We start from the raw sequence: 19,306 nt of genomic DNA on the forward strand, positions 1-19,306 counted from the left end.
TTAAGAGTATTGGATAATAGAAAGGGAGTTGATTAACCATGACAATTAATGCTTTAGTATTAAACTGTACGCTAAAAAAGAGCAGTGAACCCTCCAATACCGATGCACTTATAGATGAGGTTATTAAATTTTTTGATGAAACGGAAGTGGAAACAGAGGTCATTACAGCTGCAGACTTTAAGATTGGATATGGCATTACTTCTGAAGCTGTGGATCAGGAGGATGAATGGCCGGATATTTTTAAGAAGGTTGAAGAGGCAGATATCCTTATCCTTGGTTCTCCCATCTGGCTTGGCGAGCAAAGCAGCATCACCACTAAAGTGATCGAAAGATTATATGGAGGGAGCAGTCTGACCAATGAAAAAGGGCAGTATATTTATTACAATAAGGTTGGCGGCGTAGTGGTGACTGGCAATGAAGATGGAGCCAAACATGTTTCGCGTTCTGTGCTATATTCACTCTCCCATATGGGATTCACCATACCGCCAAATGTTGACACTTATTGGGTTGGTGAGGCTGGTCCCGGCCCATCCTTCATTGAAGCAAAGGGCTATGAAAATGACTTCACAAGACAGCATGCCAAAATAATGGCCTATAATTTAATCCATTTTGCTAGAATGTTGAAAGCTCATCCGATACCTGCAGAAGGAAATATCGTTAAAGTCTAGTTGCATTAATAAGCAGTAAAAAACCAGCATTGGCCCTAAATGCTGGTTTTTCCTCATTATCTCTTAGGAGAAATCTCCAATCCCAATTGATCCAGTGCGTAGGTGATTCCCTGCTGCAGGATGGAGAAACATGGAATTTGCGTTTCTTTATTTCCGCTCTCTATTATTTGGAGGCTAAGTTCTGGTGAAATCCCGACAAATATGCAGTTGCTGCCCAATAGGGAAGCGGCTCGGACAAATTTCTTCAGGAAATCCAGAGTATATTGATCTACCCCTTTTAATGCAGTTAAGTCCAGTATTAGATACTCAGCTTTATATCGGGGAAGATTCAGTAATGTTCTGTTCAGCAATTCCTCTGCCCGCAGCTCTTCATATCTTCCAACCAAAGGGATGACCAAAATGGAATCGATCACAGGTATAATAGGAGAAGAAATCTCTTTAATGATTTCAGACAATACTCTGGTCTGCTCAGCAATTTCCTTTTCCAGCTCTTTCTGGGCGCTTTGTGTCCGCTCTTTTATCATTGCGCTAATATTCTGGGAAGGTGTAATTTCGGATTCGAAAAATTCGTATTCGGAATACTGGTCCCCCTGGACCTGGCTTTGCCTCACTTTATACCATATATTTGTTTCAAACAGGCCGCTTAACACCCCTGCCCAATGTCCAGGCAAAAAAGTGCCTTCTGTTTTTTTCCTTTGAGCAATATTAATCTTATATTCCCAGCCGCTGTTAACACGTACAATGGCTTTCTTTTCTTCGAGACAGAAGGAAACAATGTCTGTTTTTCCCCAACCAGCAGTTAGATAAATATTGGGCAGATGATTGATAATGTCTTCTTTTTCTTTATTCGATTCCAAATAAAATTTGCTGACAATTTTCCCTGTACGGTACCCTGCTGTTTCCAGCACAAGCTTGGCCGACTCTTCACCAGAGATTTCTTCAATGGAGTCCAGCAGTGTCTTGAAAGCTGTGTTTACCCAAAATACTACCACATCGTCGTTCTCAAATCTAAACGTTGCATCATCCAAATCCCAATCGAATAAAGATCCATTTACATTTATTTCATATTTGGAAGATTTAGTCTCCATCGAATGCCCCCTCATTTTATACTTTCGTTGCTGTCTAGTCATCTATTTAAAGAACATTATTATTCTACCCTCAAGATTATTTCGGAGTCAAAAATGTATATGCTTCTGTTAAACCCTTATTAAATATGAAAAAAACCTTTGAAATATAGCTGCTGAAATTTGCCGCCTGCGAGTCAAAATCCATTCAACTTTTCGCACTTTCTTTTTATTCACCTCCAAAAAAAAGATAGGCAAGCAAGTCTTCCCGCTTATACCTACCCTTCTTCTTCCCACATAATCGTAAATGTACTGCCTTTTGCCGAACTTTCTTTTAGAAATAAATTTGCGTCCAAAGCACCAGCCAGCAGTTTGCTGAATGGAAGCCCCAAGCCAAGCCCTCTTACTTTCAGCTTTTTCTGTTCACCCCTGTAAAAACGCTCAAAAATATAAGGCTGCTCCTCTTCCGCTACTCCTGAACCAGTATCATGAACCTCAATAAATTTCTCACTCAATATAACAGTAATGCTGCCATCTTCATCAATGGCATGATAAGCATTATTCAATAAATTAATCATAATCTGCTGCAGACGGTACGGGTCTGTTGATCTGCAGATGGTTTCAGAGGGCACTTCTACACGATAGTGAAAATGGCCTTTCTGAGCCAGTGCCCATTGCCTTACAATATCCTGCACGAGCTTATTCATATCACAGTTTTCGGGCCTGATAGAAAAAGCACCCGACGAAAGAGAATTAAAATCGAGCAAGTCCTCAATCATTTTCTGCAAACGGCTGACTTCTTTTAAAGAAATATCAAGAAATTCCTCTTTTTCTTCCCCGCTTACAACATCATCACGCACTGCCTGAATTAGACCGCTTATAGATGTGACAGGTGTTTTCAAATCGTGTGTGACCCCAGCCAGCAATTCTGCCCTAAGTTTTTCAAGGTGCATAAGCCGCTCAGTCATTTCTTTAAACGATATGATTAAATTATGAATCTCTTCCTCATTGGCCCTGGCTTTCAGTTCGATTTTATAGTCACCTTCGCTGACCTTCGAGGCAGCTTGAGCCACTTCCTGAATGGGTCTCGAAATTTTCCTGGAAAGAAAATAAATGACACTCCATCCGAGTAGACCCAATCCTGTGAGCATGATAAATAACAAGGAATATTCCTGATTTACATTCGTCAAATCATCTGCGCTTTGGACCACCACGACCCATCCAACCTGGTTATTATCGAATGATATCTCCGACTTAACCGCATACACTGCCTGACCATCCTGTGTCTCCAGTTTTTGGACGTTCTTTTGGTTCTCAAGCAAATCTGCAGGCAAAGTTCCGAGATTGGGACCAGCCTGGTTATTTCTCTGCATACGTCCAGATTTTTTATATAATATCTGGCCATTTAAATCGCTTATAAAAACCTGGGGATCAAACTTAAATTCCAGCAGCTTCGCTCTTTCCTCCAGCATTCTGTTAAAAAATGGATCAAATTCGATGCTGCCGTCCTGCTGTACGACACGCCCCGCTGTTTCATCAGCAACATACTGCAGCAAATTCAGCCGGTTTTCAAGAGTTGTCTGCCTGATCCACCACATAGATCCCGCTGCCAGTATGATAAGTCCGATGACAAGTGTAATAAGATAGCGGGTTGTCCAATAGCGGAGCAGTGTTGTTCTTTTGTTATTTTTCATAAACATGGAATTGGTACCCCATTCCTCTGAGCGTCCTTATTTCACCTTCTGTTTCCGGCCAGTCTGTTAATGCCTGCCGTATCCTCTTTACGGCCAAATCGACAGCACGGTCGCTGCCGTCATAATCCATTCCCCAGACATGTTCAATCAACTGATCCCTGGTAAAAGTTCTGTTAGGCCTTTCAGCCAAAAACAGAAGCAATGATAAATCTCGCGGAGTCAAGCTTATTTCCTTGCCATTCAGAAAAATGGTATGAGCATCAAAATTTATCGTTAAGCTTCCATATTGTATTATATGTTCATCCGTGTACACATTTGCTGATCGCCGTAATACCGCATTCACACGTGCAATAACCTCATCTCCGATAAAAGGCTTTGAAATATAATCATCTGCACCTGTATTCAAGCCCTTCAGCTTGTAATCAATATCCCCCAGCGCTGTAAGCATGATGACAGGACATGCGCTTTTTTCACGAATTTTTTCAAGCACACTCCAGCCATCCATGCCAGGCATCATAATATCCAGGATCACAAGCTGTGGTGAGTGACTGAAAAATTTTTCAAGAGCACTGGTGCCGTCATATGCTGTTAGAACTTCAAACCCTTCTCGCTGCAAATAGGCGCTTAAAACCCTGGAAATAGCCAATTCATCTTCTGCCACAAGGATCTTTTTCATTTTACTTTCCTCCAATATGTTAACTATACAGAAAAATCCCCGGATTTGTACACGGGGATTTTTAAAACTTATTACAAAGAGCCTGAGTCTGTACCTGTTTCAGTTAGACTTTCTTTAGATACGCGCTGCTTCATGCTGCCATCTTTCCCATGCCCATGACTGCCTCTCATTTCCTTCATGCCCAACCCTTTAATATCCATAAAATTTTCTCCGAGTACATCCTGTAATTTAGCACTGTCCTTCTCTTTTATTTCCGAGATAAGTTCTGCTGTTGATTTATTATTGGTGGAAATACCCAAGTCCTTAGCGAGATCAGTCACTTTTTTCTCCCTGACCTCTTGAGCAATTTGCTGAATAAATTTCCCATCTATTGATATGTCCAGTTCCTTCGCTTCTATTTTGACCTTCACGGAAAATACCTCTTGCCAAGCTTCCCTGATATCTTTGCCTTCTATGGAGATTCCCAGCTTTTCAGCCTCTTTTTTTACGGACGCTGTGTATATTTCTTCTGATAAGGTCTGCAAGTCTTTTCCATCAGTAGAAATCCCAAGCTCTTTTGCCTTCTTATTCAAGGAAGCAGCCTGTATTTCTTTCTTAAGAGCATCCAAATCTTTGTCTTCAGTCGATACTCCCAGTTCTTTGGCCTCCTCTTTCAGTTTTGCTGTACCGATTTCTTCATGAAGAGCTTCTGCATCTTTTCCTTCTGTCTTGATGCCCAATTCTGCAGCTTCCTTTTTCAACTTAGCAAGCATTACTTCCTCCATAAGGTCTTCAGTATCTTTTCCATCCGTTTTAATCCCAAGCTCCTTCGCTACTTTCGGAATTTCTTCTTCCCTGATTTCACCAATTAAAGTTTCGGCATCTTTTCCTTCTGTTTTAATGCCGAGCTCTTCAGCCCTTTGAAGGACAAATTCAGAGTCATTAGTAAACCCCCTGCCATAATGTCCAAACCACTTGTTTTTAAATTTCCAGCTTAACTCGCCTTTTTCTGCAGAAGTTACTGTATCAGATGCAAAAGATGTTGTCGCATATCCACCTGCCAATAATAAACCTGCAAGGCTAAAACCAATGATTGTCTTTTTCATTCCTATACCTCCTGAATATTTTCAAGGCCAAGCATTCTTAACCTCGACTTTACTATATCCGGGCAATATGTCAGGTAGATGTCAAAAAAAACTTAACAAATAAAAAAAACCGTCAATGCCGCAATAAACGGCCAGACGGTTTTTAGCCTGCTTCCCGAATTTCTTCATTGATAAATTTCCTCTTCTGGATAAAGATAAGCCTCATTGAAAGACAAACACCTGCAGCAAGAAGCCCGAAGGTAAGGCCAAGCCAATATCCAGTAGCCCCGAGGCTGGTATGATGTGCAAGAACGTAGCCAGCAGGCAGACAAATCAGCCAATAAGCAATCAATGTGATAACAAACGAAATATTCACATCTTTATATCCTCTTAATGCAGCTTGTGCAGTAGCTTGGATGGCATCAGAAATCTGGAAAAACAGGGCGTAAATCAGAAAATGGGCAGTTAAGGCAATAACGGCACCATCAGTAGAATAAAAACCTGCAACTTCATAGCGGAAAAATACGACCAGCAGCCCAGTAAACAAGGCAATCAATACGGCTAAATAGATGCCAAGCCAGCTGTAGGCTTTTGCATCCTTATACCTGCCTGCACCCACTTCAAATCCGACTAACACTGTCTGCGCCATGGAAATGCTGATCGGGATCATATAAAGGAAGGAAACAATGTTTAATGCAGACTGATAAGCGGCAATAGTTGTCACATTGAATTTACTGATTAAGATGGTCACCACTGCAAACATACTCGTTTCAAAAAAGATTGACAATCCCATGGGTACTCCAATCTTTAAGATTTCTTTGCATTTATCCCATGAAAAATCATTAAGACCGCTGAATATCGTATAGTTTGAAAAAGGCTCCTTCGTTTTTATAATAAAAGCAGTCATGACAAGGATGAACCAATAAGTAATAGAAGTTGCATACCCTCCACCTGCTCCTCCCAGTTCAGGAAATCCCCAATAGCCAAATATCAGGACATAATTCAGAAAGAAATTGATTGGAAGCGAACAAAACAAAATCACCATTACAACTCTCGTTTTGCCGAGTGCATAGATGAAAGATCTTAAAACATTAAATATGAATAAAGGAACGATTCCAAAGCTGAGTCCCTCAAGATAGCCCCGAGCCGTTGCTTCCACAGCATTAGTCAGATTCATGCTATCTAGCAGCGGGTCAAGCAAAAATGAACCCAACAGAATGACTGCAAAGGCAATAACAAAGCCCAGAAATATTCCATTTTTTACGATAGAAGTTACTTCCTTGTTCTTTTTCTCTCCAAACGCTTGAGCCGCAATTGGAGATACAGCCATTAAAATTCCGCTGAGCCCGGTAAAAACAGGATTCCAAATGGAGGAGCCTATCGCTACGCCAGCAAGGTCGGAAGCATTATATCTTCCCGACATGATCGTATTAAAAAAGACCATTGCAAACATGCCAAGCTGCGTGATTAAAATGGGAATTAACATGATGGTAATTTGCCTGATCTTCTCCTGTAAAGTAAATGTCTGATACATCCTAAGGACTCCTTCTCAAAATATTAATCATAAATATCATTATATTATATCTTTAAGAATAAAGACCTTACTTTTAGACAAAAGAAAAAAGAGCTGCAGAAGCTCTTTTTTCAGGACATCACTCATTTTCTTCTTCAAGTATATATTTAAGTTTTTGCAGCTTATTATTCCAGAATTGTTCATAATAGGACAGCCATTGCTTCAATTCTGTCAGAGGCTCAGGCTGGAGATGGTAGATTCTTTCTCTGCCTGCCTTTTTCCCTTTTACTAACTCAGCTTCAGAAAGGATCTGAAGATGTTTTGATATGGCGGTACGGCTTATGGGAAAATGAGCACTTATCTCTGAGATCGGGCGTTCTTTTTCAGCCAGCAGCCTCAATACTTCTCTCCTAGTTGGATCGGCGATTGCCTGAAACACATCATGTTTCCTGGCAGAAGCACCCATTATTCCTCAACAACCTTGCCAAGCTTCGCAAGAATTCCAGTCCATCCATGTGACATTCTTTCACGGATAACTGCACTCTCAGCTTGAGCTTTCTCAACCAGTTCATCTGACTGTTTCCAGCCGCCATGTATAAGAGTAAATTCAGTTTTGCCGCCCAAATCTTTCAATAGGAAAGATACAAACCATCCATCTGTATCCCATTTAAAAGAAAGCCGGTTGGGCTCATCCAGTTCTGTGACCTTACACGGGGACGGACCAAATGGGGACTGAATATGAAATTCATAGCCCAGCTCAGCCTTAAAATCATTTGGCATAAACCACGCTTCGATCCCCTCCGAAGTAGAGACTGTCTTCCAAACTTTTTCAATCGGGGCACTAAGTATAACTGTTTGTTTAATATCCTGAAGTGTTTCCATTTACATACTCTCCTTTAATTATAAAATACAACCTTTTGGTTTCATTTAAATCATATACAACCTTTTGGTTTCATGTCAACTGGAATATTATGATGTTTTCTAAAATAAAGCCTAAATATGCAGGTTAATCCATATAATTTACAGAATTAATCTAATATCTAAAGGAGGGATCATGATGCAGGAAACGATTCAAGCCCAAAAACTTTCTGATCTGGAAACTGCGATTCTTACATATGTGAGACCCGATACTTTTCCGCTGGCTATAAGAGTTTTGAAAAAAGAGGAGGAATTGCCTGTCAGGGTAAAACGTCCGGCAAGAGACTTTGGCAAAACATTCAGCATCTGTCAGGGTGTGACAATGTCTAGAAGATATGGCTGGTCCATTGCCATGGGCAAAGAAGACTTATCATGCCCAATTGCCAAAATCGCTTTTGGATTTGAAGAGGAACTCGACTATTACTCAAAAGGCAGCTTAACAGATGGCATGTATACTAAAACCTGTGACCTTGGCGCCTTAACCGAAGCGGCAGTTCCTAAATTTTCAAAAGAGGAAGCCGGAACTGTATTAATGGCTCCTCTTGGGAGAGCAGCATTTGAACCGGAAGTAATCACTGTTTATGGTAATTCAGCCCAAGTCATGAGAATGGTTGCGGCTGCCCTCTATCATACGGGCGGTGAAATTACATCCACTTTTACGGCTAGAGCTGACTGTGCCGATATCGTTATTAAGACCATAAAAACCGGTAAGCCGCAAGTGATCCTGCCATGCTATGGAGATCGGGTTTTCGGGCAGACACATGATCACGAAATGGCCTTTACCATTCCTTTTTCCATGGCAGATGAGTTTGCTGAGGGATTACAGCAAACCCACAAAGGCGGTGTGCGCTACCCAGTTCCAACCTACCTTCAGTATGAGGCAAAGTATCCGGACACGTATGAGAAGCTTAACGAGATGTTCGACAGCCTCCCCTGATTATTTGATGCTGGTGCCCCTAAGAGAGGTACCGGCTTGTTTCATTTTAGGATAAGAGTAAAATAGAAAAAGACAGCTATTATGAAAAGAGTGAATTTTTTGAGCAGCTTATTCCCACCCCTATATGATTTGGCCATGCAGCCTCTAGAAAAAAGAAAATTCCGGAAAATCAGAAGTGAAATTCTTTCCATGGTGGACGGCCGGGTACTCGAAGTTGGTGCCGGCACAGGCATTAACTTCCCTTTGTACAAAAATGCGGATCAGGTCGATGCCATTGAACCAAACCAGGCAATGATTGAAAAATCTATTTCTCGCAAAAATGCGGCCGCAGTACCTATCCATATCCACCGGCAGTCAGCTGAAGATCTTGAATTTGCGGACAAAACTTTTGATTCAGCAGTTGCCACTCTTGTTTTCTGCACGATACCAAATCCTGACAAAGCGCTAGCGGAGATCAGACGAGTATGTAAGCCAAAGGCAAAAATACTATTCTTTGAGCATGTTAAAATGGAGCAGCCCGCTCTGGCATTTGCCCAGGAAGCCCTGAATCCTCTATGGAAACGAATTTGTGACGGCTGCCACCTAAACCGTGATACACTTCTGTCTATTCAGAAATCCGGCATGAAGGTTACGAATGTGGCTTCCTATTATAAAGGATTGTTTCTGGTAATGGAGTGTGAGAATAGCGATGGCAGCCTTTAATGTTTAATTAGCGGCATCATTGGGGATTGCTACTCTATCTTTGTTGTTGGCAGCTGAGTAGCTACCGTTTTTTCCCTCTTAACATTTTCGGCTTTAATCCGGCTGGTTAACTATCAGTTTCTTCCTCCCCTCTACATTTTCGGCGTTAATCCAGTCGATTAACTACCAGTTTCCTCCTCCCCTCCACATTTTCGGCCTTAATCCAGTCGATTAACTACCCTTTTCCTCCTCCCCTCCACATTTTCGGCGTTAATCCAGTCGATTAACTACCATTTTCCTCTCCCCTACCACATTTTCGGCCTTAATCCGGCTGATTAACTATCAGTTTCTTCCTCCCCTCTACATTTTCGGCCTTAATCCGGCTGGTTAACTATCTGTTTCTTCCTCCCCTCTACATTTTCGGCGTTAATCCAGTCGATTAATTACCATTTTCCTCCTCCCCTCTACATTTTCGGCGTTAATCCAGTCGATTAACTCCCCTTTTCCTCCTCCCCTCCACATTTTCGGCGTTAATCCAGTCGATTAACTACCAGTTTCCTCTTCACAACCACATTTTCGGCGTTCATCCGGCTGGTTAACTACCATTTTCCTCTCCCCTAGCGCATTTTCGTCATTAATGTGAAAGATTTACTCCCATTCTCTTATTCATGATCCACTTTCGCCTTTATTCATAGTTCAAAATTAGAAATCCTTTTCAGTTCTCCATAAAAAAGAAGGCCGATTCAATCAGCCTCCTTTGACTACACCTTCTTTAATTCGTAATTCCGGTTATCCACCAGCTTCTTATCATCCTTTTTAATTGAGCCTGCCGCTGTTAATTTCAGGATTGGCTTGACCCGGATCACATCCTGAATTTTTGCTGAAAGCTCAGATTCCAAGCCTTCCTCAGACTCTATGAAAATGGTAAGCTGATCCTGCCCGTTCTCATTTGTGACAACAGCCTGGAAAATCGAATACCCTGCTTCATTCAAGATCTTTGCAAGCTGTTTTTCTCTTACAAACATTCCTTTTACCTTTACACCATCACTAACACGCCCCAGCACTCCTGCAATCCTTTTTCCTTCGTACCCTTTAACCCAGCGGGAGAGGTCGCCCGTGCCAAAGCGGATGAGCGGGTAGCTCTTATCAAATAGAGTGACAACCACTTCCCCTTCTCCATCTGAAACCTCCCATCCAGTCTGCGGGTCACAGATTTGCACGATGGCAGAATCAGTTATTCTCAACCCCGGGCCCTGCTTGTCTTCAAAAGCAATACATCCGCAATCCGCAGTCCCATAGCCTTCATATACCGAAATTCCATTGTCTTCACACCTTTTCCGCATTTGTTCAGTCAGCATTTCAGCAGTAAAGAAAGCTTTGTTCAAGACAACATCATTTCCCATCTTCCATCCCTTTTCTTCAAGGGCATCAAGTAAAAGGCTAAAGAAGCTGGGAGTTCCCACATAGCCGGTTACCCTGGTATCCTTCATGATCTGAATCTGCAGTTCCCGATTCCCGGTTCCAGCCGGGATGACAGTTGCTCCTAACTCTCGGAGTGCCGAGTCAAACATAAAGCCTGCCGGTGAAAGATGATAGGAAAATGTATTCTGAACAATATCATTACTGTTAAAACCAGCTGCCCTGAGAGCTTCTGAGAAACGCCAAAAATCCTTCTCGGTGGTTTGCGGATCATAAATTGGTCCTGGTGACATAAAGATTCGTGCCATCTCATTAGGCTTTACAGCTGAAAGGCTTCCGAAGGGCTGATCTGCAGATTGCAGTTCCGGCAATCGGTCTTTTTTAAGCACGGGAATTTTTTGTAAATCCTTTAGAGATAGAATGTCACTTGGAGAAATATGTGCCTCATCAAGCTGACTTTTAAAGCCTCTTGCATTGTCATAGGCATGCTGGATCACTTCCTTCAGCTTTTCCACTACAGCCACCTCTTTCTTCTTTTATAAGATTTAATATCTTTATAGCTTTTCCGTCCCTTATCCCCCATTCCCAGGTAAAATTCACGCACATCCTGATTGGAAAGGAGCCGGTCCACCGTTCCATCCATCACAATCCGGCCGTTTTCCATGATGTATCCATAATCGGCAATCGATAAGGCAACATTGGCATTTTGTTCAACTACCAATATCGTGGTCCCCTCTTCTTCATTGATTTTTTTTATGATCCCGAAAATCTCTTTTACTAATAGTGGGGCCAGTCCTAATGAAGGTTCATCAAGAAGCAGCACCTTTGGCTTTGCCATGATCCCCCTGCCAATGGCCAGCATTTGCTGCTCTCCTCCTGACAGATAGCCGGCCTGCCTGTGCTTCAGCATTTCAAGCTTTGGAAAATAATGATAGACTTTTTGAATATCACTTTTAATATTCTTCCGGTCTTTCCTGGTATGTGCACCCGCAATCAGGTTATCTTCCACAGATAGGTGCTTGAATACGCGCCTTCCTTCCATGCACTGAAAAATGCCTTTCTTTACGATGGTTTCAGCATCGCTTACATCAATGCGCTCCCCATACAGCTCGATAAATCCGTCTGTTACTTCACCATTCTCACTTTTCAACAGTCCGGAAATGGCTTTAAGGGTAGTCGTTTTCCCGGCGCCATTACTGCCTAGCAACGCAACTATTTTCCCTTTGGGCACCACCATTGACATCCCCTTTAGTACAAGGATGACCTTATCGTACATCACTTCGACATTGTTTATTGTCAGCATTCATCTGTCCTCCCAGCTTTATAAACTCTCTCTCTATTTATTCGTTCCAAGGTCAAGTTCTGAATTATTTGTTGTTTGCTGGTTTTCTCGGTTTATTTGCAAAATCTGAGATTTGTTTGCGGATTCAAATCGTTTGTTTGCCAAATTTCGAGTTTATTTGCCAAGTTCACAATCTAGTAATGATCCAAGCCTTTAAAAGTTAACAGGAGGCGGGTATAAAACCTCGCCCCCACCATTTTAGTAGCCGATATAATCAGTGAACACTTCAAACTGGCCGTTTTTGACTTCTGCCAATCGAATTTGGTTTGTACCAGCATGATTGTCAGGTGAAAATGTAACTGGGGCAGCTAGACCGCCAAGATCAAGATTTGAGATTTTCTCAAGGCCAGATCGGATCCCTTCGCCTGAAGTCGGGTCTTCAGCAAGTTTTAGGCCTTCAACCATAATTTTTGCGGAAACCCATCCCTGGATAAATTTCTGGTTTTTGTCTTCCAGCTTTTCTCCCTTACTTTCTACGAACTTCTTGATTTCTTCCATTCCAGGAAGATCTTCATAAGGGAATGCATGTGTGACAACCCCGATAAATCCTTCAGCCGCATCGCCCGCAATTGGAAGCAAGCCTTCTCCGGTAGCCCAGTTTAAACCGATGAATTTTGTATCAAGGCCAAGCTTTTTAGCATCTTTGAGAATCGTTGCGGTTGCCCCCCAAGTTTGGTTGATAATCGCATAATCAGGATTTTTCTTTTCCATGTTCAGTAATTGGGAGGTTGCATCAAGTGTTTTCAGGTCAACTATTTGCTCATCAACAATTTCAATGCCATTTTCCTGTGCATAATTTTTGGCATCTTCAATTGGGGATTTTCCAAAAGCCGTATCGTTGTAAATTAAGGCAACAGTAGGTGTGCCGCCAGTGTGATTGTCTTTTATCCATTTCAGTACAGATCTTGCCTGGTCGGAGTAAGAAGCGGCGGCCAGGAAATTATATGGACTTTCGTCAATATTTTTTAGATTCTCTGAGTATGAAGCCGAGATGAATGGAAGCTTGTCGGCTGCCACCTGCTGGCGAAGAGCTTCTGTGTCACCTGTTCCCCATCCTAAAATAGCCGATACTTTATCCTTTGATTTTAATTTCTGATAAAGTTTTTGAGCTTCAGGAATTTTATAAGCATAGTCATCACCGATTAATTCGAGCTTATAGCCATTGATCTCCTCACCTGCAATGGATTCAAAAAATGCTTTTTCACCTTCTGCATATGGTGTTCCTACATCACCGGTACCGCCCGTTAGGTCAAAGATACCGCCGATTTTGACAGTGCCTTTCTTGTCACCGGATGCTCCCTCGCTGCCTCCTGAACAGCCAGCAAGCATTCCAGCCATTAATGTTGCTGCCAATAAACCTTTCCACACCTTCTTCATAATGTTCCCCCTCATTTTTACCTCTTTTTTATAAAAATTTGAAAGTTTTGCTTTCAAAATTTTCAGAAATTATTACCCGGGAATTAATAAGAAAACGGCCACAGCTTAAAGTAGTCTTTAATATTCTTCCATATTTTTGCGAGCCCCTGCGGTTCATAAATCAGGAATAAGATAATCACGAGGCCAAATACCACCTCTTTCATTCCTATTAAGACTGCAGATAAGTCTGGGAAAACCCCGCTCATCATTTCTACACCTGACCTGAGGACAACCGGAAGCAGTGTAATAAAAACGGCTCCGTAAATCGACCCGAATACACTCCCTAAACCGCCTACCAGTATGATTGCCAAGTATTCAATGGACACTGTGATGCTGTAAAGCTCGGGACTTACAACCATCGTATAGTGACCCAGTAAAGCTCCGGCGATGCCGACGAAAAAGGAACTAACAATAAATGCCAATACCTTATACTTAAACAAATCGATTCCCATAACTTCTGCAGCGACATCACGGTCACGGACTGCTATGAATGCCCTGCCGACCCGCGATCGGAAGAGGTTTAAGGTAAAGGCGGCTGTAATAATCAGCACCGTAAACATCAGATAATAATAGCTCCGCTCACTGTAAAAGACAAAACTGCCAAGTTCAGGCCTGGATAGGACCATTCCGGCTGTTCCGCCAGTCAGCGCATCCCAGCGGGAAATAACAAACAGGATGATTACCTGTGCTGCCAGGGTGGCAATGGCTAGATATAATCCTTTTAGCCTTAAGGAAGGCAATCCGAATAGTCCGCCTACAATCGCCGTCACAATGCCGGCTGTCGGCATAGCAATCCAGAAGCTTAACCCCAGCTTTGCTGTCAGAATGGCCGATGTATAACCGCCTACCCCCAGAAAGGCGCCTACCCCTATGGAAATCTGGCCGGTAAAACCCGTCAGGATGTTCAAACCAATAGCACCAATCGCGGCAATTCCGCAAAGCGTAGCCAGTCCAATAATATAATCGGATGCCAACATCGGGAATACTGCAAATACAGCCAGAAGAATGAAGACACGCATCCTTACTCTGGTTATTTTCCAGATAGCCATATCTTGTTTATAATTCACATGGAATTCTCCACAATCCATTACAAAAGGATTTCTCACTCGGCTACACCCTCTCGATTTCTTTTTTTCCGAACAAACCATATGGCTTGAACATAAGGATAAATACGAGGATGACAAACGGCATAACCTCTTTCAGACCGCCACCAACCAATGGATCCAGATATCCCCCGGTCAGGCTCTCAAGAATGCCGATAATCAGTCCGCCGATGATGGCCCCTGGGATACTGTCAAGTCCCCCAAGGATGGCAACCGGAAGTACCTTTAACCCGATCGCTGAAAGGGATGCATTAACACCATTTATGTTCCCGAGAAGGATGCCTCCAACTGCTGAAACAATGGCAGCAATCGCCCAGGCAACTGCGAAAATCATTTTTACGCTGATTCCCATCGACATCGCTGCCTGCTGATCATCTGCGGTTGCCCTCATCGCAATTCCCAGCTTCGAATATTTGAAAAATAGAGTGAAAATGATTAGCATAGCCACAACGATTAAAAGTGACCATAAATAGACGGGCGCAATGACAATTTCACCCAGATTAACAGGCTGCTCTGAGAAGATTTTTGGAAACACACGTGTTTCATGGCCCCAAATAATATGGACAATCCCGGCAAGAACACTCGATAAACCGATCGTCGCCATTATCATGGATATGACCGGCTCTCCGATAAACGGCCTCAGAACAATCCGTTCAATGACAAATCCCAAAACGGCACTGAACATAAGCGCAATTAAAAGGGCTGCTATAAACGGGATGTTGTAGGCTGTAATAAGCGTTAAACATACATACGTTCCAATTAAAAGGAACTCACCCTGTGCAAAGTTGATGGCGTCACTGGATTTATAAATAAGCACAAAGCCCAATGCCACAAGTGCATAAACACTTCCTACCACGATTCCTGTTACAAGCATCTGCAAGAAAAAAGTCATTAAGCTGCCCCCTCTCCTTCATCCATAAAAATGACTTGAAGCGTTGTTTGGATGGTTTGTTCCATGCCGTCACGATATTTGATCGTACCATTTACACGTATTTTTTTGTCCTCTGTATAAAGCCCGTCGATCAATGCCTGATATTTTTTAGCAACAAATTGCCTGCGGACTTTCTTTGTTCTTGTAAGCTCTTCATCATCGGCATCCAGTTCTTTATATAGAAGTACGAATTTCTTAACCCGGGCTTTTTCAGGCAGGGTCTGGTTGATTTCCTGCACCTGTTTTTCGATTAATTCCAGCACTTCAGGTTTGGAAGATAAATCGGTATACGTGGTATAGCTGATTTGATTTTTCTCGGCCCAGCGCCCTACATTTTTCATATCAATATTGATCATGGCAACCACATATGGGCGATCCTTCCCGATTGCTACCGCTTCCTGTATGAACGAGCTGAATTTAAGCTTATTCTCGATAAATTGCGGGGAGAACATCTCACCTGTATCAAGACGGATGACATCTTTAATCCTGTCAATGATATACAAATGCCCTTCCTTATCCAGCCTCCCTGCATCCCCTGTATGCAGCCAGCCTTCCTGTATGGTTTCGATTGTGCTTTTCTCGTTTTTGTAGTACCCTTTGCACACACTCGAGCTCCTGATCAGAATTTCCCCTTCATCAGAAATTTTCACTTCTGTTCCCGGAATAGGAATTCCGACACTATCAAGCTTAATGTCGCCATCCCTGTGCACAATGGATATGCCGGCAACTTCTGTCTGCCCGTAAATGCTTTTTACATTGACTCCAATACTGTGAAAGAATTCAAATACATCCGGGCCCAAAGGAGCACCACCGGTATAAGCACGCTTGATCTTCAAAAGTCCAAAGTGATCGCGAATTGCACTGAACATCACATAATCAGCAATTTTATAAAGAGCCTTCGTACCTGCGCTGACAGGTTTATTCCCAAAATGGGCTTTAGCTACCTTCTCGCCTATCGGCTTGCACCAGTTATATATCTTTCTTTTCAGCCAGCCGCTATCCTGAATTCTGACCTGAAAGCGCGACACCATATCTTCATAGATTCTTGGCGGCGAAAACATAACCTGTGGCCCAATTTCCCGCAGATCTTCCAAAACGGTTGCAGGCTCTTCAGGGAAATTAATTGTCATTCCATTGTATAAGCCCATCGCAAGGGTCATCATCTGCTCCCCGATCCAGGCAAGCGGAAGGAATGAAACATATTCATCTTTGTCCGTCAGCGGATCAATGTCTGACAAATTTTTAGCCATATCCAGCAGATTCCGGTAGGTAAGCATCGTTCCTTTCGGATTGCCTGTCGTTCCTGAAGTATATGATAAAATCGCCACGTCATCTGCAGTGCCTTTATCAACTTCCTGCGAAAATAAATCAGGCTGCTCTGAGTGACAGCTTTGTCCCATTTGCAGAACCTCTTCAAATTCAAACAGGAAATCCTCCCGATAACTTCTCATGCCCCGTGAATCATAATAAATAATCGTTCTGACTTTAGGAATGGAGTCTTTAATCTCCATCAGCTTATCCACTTGCTCCTGATCTTCCGCAACTATTATAGTTGCGTCACAATTATCAATAATGTAACTAAGTTCTGCAGATAAGGATTCCTGATAGATTCCAACTGAAATGCCGCCCAAGCTTTGCACAGCAAGCTCACTGATTACCCATTCAGGTCTGTTATCGCCGATAATGGCTAGCTTATCCTCCCTTTTTAGTCCTAAAGAGGCCAATCCCAAGCTGAAATTCTTAACTTTCTCCAAGAACGCTTCATACGTTATCTCATTCCAAATTCCAAATTCTTTTTCTCTTAAAGCAACTTGTGACCCATTTATGTATGCCCTTTCAATAAGCAGCTGCGGAAATGTCATGCTCAAAAGAATCTCTCCCCCCTACAAAACTATTAATCTACCGTTTAGACGAATCATCTTTTATACGGCATTCTCCTCTCCCAGATAAGCTTCTATGACTCTAGGATTATTCTGAATCTCTTCAGGCGTCCCGTAACCAATCAGCTTACCAAAATCAAGAACTGCAATGTGATCGGATAAATCCATTACAACCCCCATGTCGTGTTCAATTAATATAATAGTTGTATTCATTTCTTCATGAATGTCGATAATGTATCTGGCCATGTCCTCTTTTTCCTCACTATTCATGCCTGCCATCGGCTCATCCAGAAGAAGGATGTCAGGTTCCAGTGCCAGAGCCCTGCCGGTTTCGACTCTTTTCTGCAATCCATACGAAAGGGTACCCACGGGAGTATTGCGGATATCCTCAATTTCAAGAAAATCGATCACCTGCTCAACTTTTTTCCGATGTTCAATTTCCTCTCTTTGCGCCTTTCCCCAATAAAATCCTCCTGCAAGGAGTCCGGTTTTCATTCTCACATGCCTGCCAAGCATCAGATTGTCCAAAACAGATAAATGCGGAAAAAGTTCGATGTTCTGGAATGCCCTAGCAATGCCCATACTGGCTCTTTTGTGAGGTTTATAGCGGGTGATATCTTCCCCCTTGAAATGGATGGAACCAGATGAAGGCTTGTATAGTCCGCTAATGCAATTCAGCATACTTGTCTTCCCTGCGCCATTTGGCCCAATAAGTGAAAAAATCTCTCCTTCCTGCACTTCATATGAGACGTTGTCAAGCGCCACTACGCCTCCAAACCTCAAAGTAGCATCTTTAATCTCTAATATCCCCAACTTGCTAACCCCCTTTATTTCGAAACACAAAATATTTTTTATAAAATTATGAATAGTTTTAATATTCTTTACATATTTATTTTCTCCTTTTTATATTTAAAATATTTTTTAGCCCTTAGCTATTTTTCATTTTTATGTGAAATGGAATATTGATATGACAATTTCCTTATGTGTAAGTATTTTTCACTATAAGCTAAGTAATAATTATGAGGGAAACTCTTTATGTAAAAAGAACGAAAAAAAGCTAACACAGATGTGCTCAGCTTAGGAATTCACCCGTTCAATGTTAATTTTTATTAGAATATACCATTTTGGTTTACTATAATCAGGAAAAAAACACGATTAACTTCTTAAAGTGCCGTTAACCAGGCTTAGCTGAAAGTGTGCTGGAAAGCCGCTGTGCATATGAAAGTTTGGTCTCGAGCAACCTTTACCCTCCATGAAGGCTGCTGAGGCCCCGCTTTTGGATTACTAGTTAAATCACAAATTAATTACCTTGCAGATTTTCTTGAAATGTATCTGCTGCCACGTTTTTGCATCATACTGCCGCATGGCAGTTTGCAAACAAATCCATTCATTTCTTTATTTTCTTATTGGCTGGTGATTAAAAAAGTGCCGCTTACATAACAATGCTAGTAAACCGAAATTAATTAAAAGGAGAATCTGACTTGATCTGTTTGTGTGAAGAGCTTTCCTTATCCTATTGCGGCCTGGACGGAAAAATAGCCATTTTAGAAGATAAACATACTGTTTTAAAAAACTTTGGTCTAAACGATGGAAGCTGGCTGAACTTGTGGAATATTGACTGCAGACTCCTGACTATGTTTTATCAATCCCTGGATGCGCATTATGACTGGTTTATTGTCGTCTATGATTATGAAAAGTTCTGTTCAGACAGAGAAATAAAAGAAGCGATAATCTGGCATGAAATTGGACATATTACCTATCCTGCTGGAAAGAATATAATTTGTACAGATACTGAAGTTCAATGTGATCGGGTTGCTATTGATTACGGCCAGAAGGAAGGAATCAAAAAGATTTTGGATCTTACCCTTAAAATGGCACGCTCGCTTAATAATGAAGTGCTGCTGAATATGACAAAAGAAAGACAAAAACAATTACACATCATATAAGGAGCTTCTGCGGCAAGGCAGGATCCAATGATACTTTTTAATGTAGATTACATA

Annotated in this window: 18 protein-coding genes; 4 read left to right on the forward strand and 14 right to left on the reverse strand. The window is 42.0% G+C overall.

Annotated elements, in window-relative coordinates:
• The first annotated feature begins 38 nt into the window (after nt 1-38).
• Nucleotides 39-668: a flavodoxin family protein gene (locus NR125_RS10310; RefSeq protein ID WP_009333575.1), complete on the forward strand. Its 630-nt coding sequence runs from the start codon at nt 39-41 to the stop codon at nt 666-668.
• Between the two features lie 56 nt (nt 669-724).
• Here the strand turns inward: NR125_RS10310 and NR125_RS10315 are convergent, their stop codons facing one another.
• The 7 genes from NR125_RS10315 to NR125_RS10345 form a co-directional block, all read right to left on the reverse strand.
• Entirely contained in the window at nt 725-1,756 is a 1,032-nt protein-coding gene (locus NR125_RS10315) for an STAS domain-containing protein (protein WP_009333574.1), read from the reverse strand.
• A gap of 254 nt (nt 1,757-2,010) precedes the next feature.
• Entirely contained in the window at nt 2,011-3,426 is a 1,416-nt protein-coding gene (locus tag NR125_RS10320) for a sensor histidine kinase (protein ID WP_256815267.1), read from the reverse strand.
• Nucleotides 3,416-4,102 (reverse strand): response regulator transcription factor, encoded by a 687-nt coding sequence (locus tag NR125_RS10325; protein ID WP_009333572.1) that lies wholly within the window; start codon nt 4,100-4,102, stop codon nt 3,416-3,418. Before NR125_RS10325 ends, NR125_RS10320 begins: the two co-directional genes overlap by 11 nt.
• Nucleotides 4,103-4,173: 71 nt before the next feature.
• Nucleotides 4,174-5,187: a hypothetical protein gene (locus NR125_RS10330; protein WP_256815269.1), complete on the reverse strand. Its 1,014-nt coding sequence runs from the start codon at nt 5,185-5,187 to the stop codon at nt 4,174-4,176.
• Between the two features lie 142 nt (nt 5,188-5,329).
• Nucleotides 5,330-6,700: an MATE family efflux transporter gene (locus NR125_RS10335; RefSeq protein WP_256815270.1), complete on the reverse strand. Its 1,371-nt coding sequence runs from the start codon at nt 6,698-6,700 to the stop codon at nt 5,330-5,332.
• Nucleotides 6,701-6,818: 118 nt separating this feature from the next.
• The gene (locus NR125_RS10340; RefSeq protein WP_251174982.1) at nt 6,819-7,145 is read right to left on the reverse strand and encodes an ArsR/SmtB family transcription factor; all 327 of its coding nucleotides are present in this window, start codon (nt 7,143-7,145) and stop codon (nt 6,819-6,821) included.
• Nucleotides 7,145-7,561, reverse strand: a complete 417-nt coding sequence (locus tag NR125_RS10345) for an SRPBCC family protein (protein ID WP_251174983.1) — start codon at nt 7,559-7,561, stop codon at nt 7,145-7,147. Before NR125_RS10345 ends, NR125_RS10340 begins: the two co-directional genes overlap by 1 nt.
• A 172-nt stretch (nt 7,562-7,733) precedes the next feature.
• On the opposite strand from NR125_RS10345, the gene NR125_RS10350 reads away from it, so the two are divergent.
• Both NR125_RS10350 and NR125_RS10355 read left to right on the forward strand, forming a co-directional pair.
• Nucleotides 7,734-8,534: a DUF169 domain-containing protein gene (locus NR125_RS10350; RefSeq protein WP_033196598.1), complete on the forward strand. Its 801-nt coding sequence runs from the start codon at nt 7,734-7,736 to the stop codon at nt 8,532-8,534.
• Nucleotides 8,535-8,633: 99 nt separating this feature from the next.
• Entirely contained in the window at nt 8,634-9,236 is a 603-nt protein-coding gene (locus NR125_RS10355; RefSeq protein ID WP_019382499.1) for a class I SAM-dependent methyltransferase, read from the forward strand.
• A gap of 740 nt (nt 9,237-9,976) precedes the next feature.
• On the opposite strand, the gene NR125_RS10360 is transcribed toward NR125_RS10355, so the two are convergent.
• From NR125_RS10360 to NR125_RS10390, 7 genes are all read right to left on the reverse strand, one after another.
• On the reverse strand, nt 9,977-11,149 hold the full coding sequence (locus NR125_RS10360) for a phenylacetate--CoA ligase family protein (protein ID WP_256815272.1): 1,173 nt from the start codon (nt 11,147-11,149) through the stop codon (nt 9,977-9,979).
• On the reverse strand, nt 11,149-11,937 hold the full coding sequence (locus NR125_RS10365; protein ID WP_009333564.1) for an ABC transporter ATP-binding protein: 789 nt from the start codon (nt 11,935-11,937) through the stop codon (nt 11,149-11,151). Before NR125_RS10365 ends, NR125_RS10360 begins: the two co-directional genes overlap by 1 nt.
• Before the next feature lie 237 nt (nt 11,938-12,174).
• Nucleotides 12,175-13,353, reverse strand: coding sequence for an ABC transporter substrate-binding protein (locus NR125_RS10370; protein ID WP_251174985.1), 1,179 nt, complete (start codon nt 13,351-13,353; stop codon nt 12,175-12,177).
• Between the two features lie 83 nt (nt 13,354-13,436).
• Nucleotides 13,437-14,498 (reverse strand): branched-chain amino acid ABC transporter permease, encoded by a 1,062-nt coding sequence (locus NR125_RS10375; RefSeq protein ID WP_019382495.1) that lies wholly within the window; start codon nt 14,496-14,498, stop codon nt 13,437-13,439.
• A gap of 4 nt (nt 14,499-14,502) precedes the next feature.
• Nucleotides 14,503-15,387: a branched-chain amino acid ABC transporter permease gene (locus tag NR125_RS10380; RefSeq protein WP_009333561.1), complete on the reverse strand. Its 885-nt coding sequence runs from the start codon at nt 15,385-15,387 to the stop codon at nt 14,503-14,505.
• Nucleotides 15,387-17,288 (reverse strand): AMP-binding protein, encoded by a 1,902-nt coding sequence (locus tag NR125_RS10385; RefSeq protein ID WP_192908963.1) that lies wholly within the window; start codon nt 17,286-17,288, stop codon nt 15,387-15,389. The genes NR125_RS10380 and NR125_RS10385 overlap by 1 nt, the downstream gene beginning before the upstream one ends.
• A 60-nt stretch (nt 17,289-17,348) precedes the next feature.
• On the reverse strand, nt 17,349-18,119 hold the full coding sequence (locus NR125_RS10390) for an ABC transporter ATP-binding protein (RefSeq protein WP_009333559.1): 771 nt from the start codon (nt 18,117-18,119) through the stop codon (nt 17,349-17,351).
• 668 nt (nt 18,120-18,787) lie between these two features.
• Between NR125_RS10390 and NR125_RS10395 the strand changes: the two genes are divergently transcribed.
• Nucleotides 18,788-19,252 carry a hypothetical protein gene (locus tag NR125_RS10395; protein ID WP_256815275.1) on the forward strand — a complete coding sequence of 155 codons (465 nt, stop codon included), beginning with the start codon at nt 18,788-18,790 and terminating at the stop codon, nt 19,250-19,252.
• The last annotated feature ends 54 nt before the right edge of the window (nt 19,253-19,306 follow it).

The sequence above is a fragment of the Cytobacillus sp. Bac17 genome (assembly GCF_024519925.1).
GTDB lineage: Bacteria > Bacillota > Bacilli > Bacillales > Cytobacillaceae > Cytobacillus > Cytobacillus pseudoceanisediminis.